This is a genomic window from Desulfolutivibrio sp. (assembly GCF_036584575.1).
GTDB lineage: Bacteria > Desulfobacterota > Desulfovibrionia > Desulfovibrionales > Desulfovibrionaceae > Desulfolutivibrio.
In genome coordinates, this window is sequence record NZ_JAZHDB010000150.1 from 1 (window position 1) to 3,173 (window position 3,173).

Sequence of the window (3,173 nt, forward strand, 5' to 3'; positions counted from 1 at the left end):
GCCGGCGGCCTCGGCGCCGTCCAGTTCGAAGGCCCCGCCGGGAAAATAGTCGTTTTGGAGGTCGACAAGAAGAAGCGTTTCCTTTTCCATGCATTAGCTCCCGTGCCGCACATCCCGCGCCAGGTCGGAAAATGGTTTTAAAGTGGATGGAAGGCGTACGGACGCCCCTGGAGGCCAGGGCAGGTCCGGGCCGGACATGGGATCGTCACCGGACGCAGCCCGCCGCCGCCGGGCGTCGCCTCGCCGCGTCAGTCGGCGTTTTGCAGCAGGATGCTGGTGGCCGACGTACTTCCGCTGCCTGGATGCAGGAACTCGGCGTTGGGGGTCACGGACTTGACGATGACCGTCGAGCCGCCGCGAATGACGAATTCCGAAAGCCCCACCGTGGTCGCGGGGTTGCCGTAATCGTAGGTGTAGCCCAGGGCGGTCCAGGGAAAGGGCGGGGTGGCGGTATAGATGGCGGCCCGGCGGGCGGCGTACCAGTCCGGATAGCTGTAGGCCACGGGCACGCCGTTCACCTTTTCGATGATTTTCACGGTCGTGCTGTAGGGGAGAAGCGGATTGGCCCGCAATTCGAGTTCGGCCTCGTGGTCGGTGATCTCGGGGTCGGCGCTGGGGCGGTAGAGATCCTGGGGGTTGACCCACATCTCCACGAAATCGGTCTGGCCGTATTCCTGCGGCAGTCCCAGGAGTTCCTCAACCCGGCCGACCGAGGCCTCCGAGGAATGCGCCCGCAGCCAGTCCGACAGTTCCGGCGCGGCCGTGACCCACAGGTTGCGGAACACGTCCAGGGTGTAGGACTGGCCGATGTACGGCCGATAATACTGGCCGTTGGTCCAGCAGACCAGAAGCACCCGGGAGGCCCCGGGCACGCCTTGCCAGACCAGGTCCAGATTGTCGTTGTACTGGCTCACGGCCACCAGATCCTTGGAGATTTTGGCCGGGGTCAGGGTTTTGGCGTCGCTTACGGCGGCTTGGTATTCGGGCGTGATGACGTAGGCCCGGCCAAGGCCCGGCAGGACGAAAAGGACCAGAAGCACCAACAGTCGCACGATCAGGGCCGACGGACGCACCAATTTGGGCGACGACGTGAACGGAAACATGCGGTGAACTCCTCATGTTTTTGGCCTCGGCGGGAAAATCCCCATTTCCGTCGTTGCCTAGCATTGCGCCATCCCCTTGGGCAAGAGCCGCCGCCGCCCGTCGACAACCCTGCCCTGAAAAACGAAAAAAGCGCCCCGGGACGATCATCCCGGGGCGCTTTCCGTACGGCGAAAAAACGGAAACTATTGCTCGACCACCACGGCCTTGACGATCTTCACCGGCATGACCGGCACGTTTTCGTGAAAGCCCTTGGTCATGGTGGGCACGCCCTTGATGGCGTCCACCACGTCCTGGCCTTCGATGACCTTGCCGAACACGGCATAGCCCCAGCCCTGCGGGGTCTTGCCCTTGTGGTTCAGAAAATCATTGTCCGCCACATTGATGAAAAACTGGGCCGTGGCCGAATCCGGATCAGAGGTGCGGGCCATGGCCAGGGTGTAGGCGTCGTTTTTCAGGCCGTTGTCGGCCTCGTTCTTGATGGGGTCATGGGTCTTTTTCTCTTTCATGGACTCGTCCATGCCGCCGCCCTGGATCATGAAGCCTTTGATCACCCGGTGAAAGACCAGCCCGTCGTAAAAACCTTCCTTCACATACGTCAGAAAGTTCTCCGCCGTGACCGGGGCCTTTTCCGTATCCACCTCGATGACGATATTCCCCTTGCTCGTTTCCAGTCTAACCACGGGTTTGCTCCCTTGAGCCCGGGCCGGAGACGTCCAGCCCAGGGTTGCGCCCACGACCAGCCAGGCCGCAAGAACGCCCAGAGCCAGCCGCATAAGGCCTTTTCGTTTTGTATTCATGGTATTCCTCCCAAAAAAAGCTTCCCTATCCCATTCCCGGGCCCTCGTCGAGGGCTGGGACAGGCCGCGTAGGGACGCCGCTTGCGGCCTGCCTCCTCCGCAATGCGTACCGAAAACAGGACATCCGAAAAACCGTCGCCGCTGTCGGGGCGAGGGTACGGCGTCAAGGAGCGCCCGTCCCGGAAATCCCGGCCGGATCATTCGTCTTTGAGTTGCTCGGGCTCGACGCCAAGCGCCCGGGCGATGCGGGACCGCGTCGAATAGCGAAGGATTCTCCCCGGCTGTTCGAATCCGGCATAGGTCGGCTGGGCCACGCCCATCCGCCGGGCGACCTCACCCTGGGTCAATCCGAGATGCTCCCGCCAAGCCCGGACAAGGCCCCATTTCTCCAACAGGGAAAGCTTGACGACCTCCAGGGGCAGTGTGACCTCGTCATCGGGCCGCTCCCGGGATTCCATGTACTCGTCGTAGGGAAGCACCACATATTGGGGAGTCCCATCAGGCCCCCGGATGATCTGCGGATTATTGTTAGGTTCGTTCATCGCGTTTTTTCACCTCTTCCACGGAGATGACGACAGGATTCCGCCCGGCATCGACCGTGAAAAGCACCCGGTAGCGGCCAACCCGAAGCCGATAGCCTCTGCGATCCGTGAGCGCCTTGACGTCGCGACAGCCGGGCCAGTTTCCGAGTCCCGTGATCGCCGCAAGAACGGCGGCCTGGTCGCGCTCCGGCAGTCGGGCGAGTTGTTTGTACGCCTTCCGTTTGACTTCCACCCGGGCCATGGACCATTCATAATGATCAAAAGCCAAAAAGCCAAGAATAAATACGATAAAAACCTATACCTGGTCTGCGCGCCATGCGGATGCCAGACAGCGGAGACTGCCCGTCGTATCCGTCGTCCCTGACGCGCCCCGGGCTCACAAGCCGACACGATTTCTCCGGCAACATGCTTGCCTTGCCCTTGTAACCCTGGTAAATTCGTCGGAATTTTCCCGCAACATCCAACCAGGCTTCCCCACATGACCGCGAAACGCAAGCAGTTGTACAATGTTGTCATCTATCCCGACTGGTGCAAGGGCTGCGGCATCTGCGCCGCGTTTTGTCCAAAAAAAGTGCTGCGCATCGACCATCAGGGCAAAGCAAAGGTCGACCGCGAAGACGAATGCATAAATTGCGGTTTTTGTGAATTGCACTGTCCCGACTTCGCCGTGGTGGTCCTGCCCAGAAACGGCCTGGCCCCGTCCGACCCCGGGCGGGACGCCCCCCCCGCC

At 61.5% G+C, this 3,173-nt stretch carries 5 protein-coding genes; 1 reads left to right on the forward strand and 4 read right to left on the reverse strand.

What is annotated here, in order from left to right; translation table 11 throughout:
- Positions 1-248: 248 nt before the first annotated feature.
- From V3572_RS11225 to V3572_RS11240, 4 genes are all read right to left on the reverse strand, one after another.
- Complete coding sequence (locus V3572_RS11225) at positions 249-1,103, reverse strand: hypothetical protein (protein ID WP_332111085.1); 855 nt, start codon at positions 1,101-1,103, stop codon at positions 249-251.
- A gap of 183 nt (positions 1,104-1,286) precedes the next feature.
- Complete coding sequence (locus V3572_RS11230; protein WP_332111086.1) at positions 1,287-1,901, reverse strand: peptidylprolyl isomerase; 615 nt, start codon at positions 1,899-1,901, stop codon at positions 1,287-1,289.
- A 197-nt stretch (positions 1,902-2,098) separates the two neighbouring features.
- A complete protein-coding gene (locus V3572_RS11235) occupies positions 2,099-2,443 on the reverse strand; it encodes a helix-turn-helix domain-containing protein (RefSeq protein WP_332111087.1) in 345 nt (114 codons plus the stop codon).
- On the reverse strand, positions 2,430-2,684 hold the full coding sequence (locus V3572_RS11240) for a type II toxin-antitoxin system RelE family toxin (protein ID WP_332111088.1): 255 nt from the start codon (positions 2,682-2,684) through the stop codon (positions 2,430-2,432). Before V3572_RS11240 ends, V3572_RS11235 begins: the two co-directional genes overlap by 14 nt.
- Positions 2,685-2,921: 237 nt before the next feature.
- Here V3572_RS11240 and V3572_RS11245 point away from each other — a divergent pair.
- Positions 2,922-3,173: 4Fe-4S dicluster domain-containing protein (locus V3572_RS11245; protein WP_332111089.1), on the forward strand; the 252-nt coding region annotated here is incomplete at its 3' end.

What these genes read in the sequence shown, in the direction of transcription:
- V3572_RS11225 (WP_332111085.1), bottom strand. Translation starts at nt 1,103, where the DNA reads ATGTTTCCGTTCACGTCGTCGCCCAAATTGGTGCGTCCGTCGGCCCTG.
- V3572_RS11235 (WP_332111087.1), bottom strand. Translation starts at nt 2,443, where the DNA reads ATGAACGAACCTAACAATAATCCGCAGATCATCCGGGGGCCTGATGGG.
- V3572_RS11230 (WP_332111086.1), bottom strand. Translation starts at nt 1,901, where the DNA reads ATGAATACAAAACGAAAAGGCCTTATGCGGCTGGCTCTGGGCGTTCTT.
- V3572_RS11240 (WP_332111088.1), bottom strand. Translation starts at nt 2,684, where the DNA reads ATGGCCCGGGTGGAAGTCAAACGGAAGGCGTACAAACAACTCGCCCGA.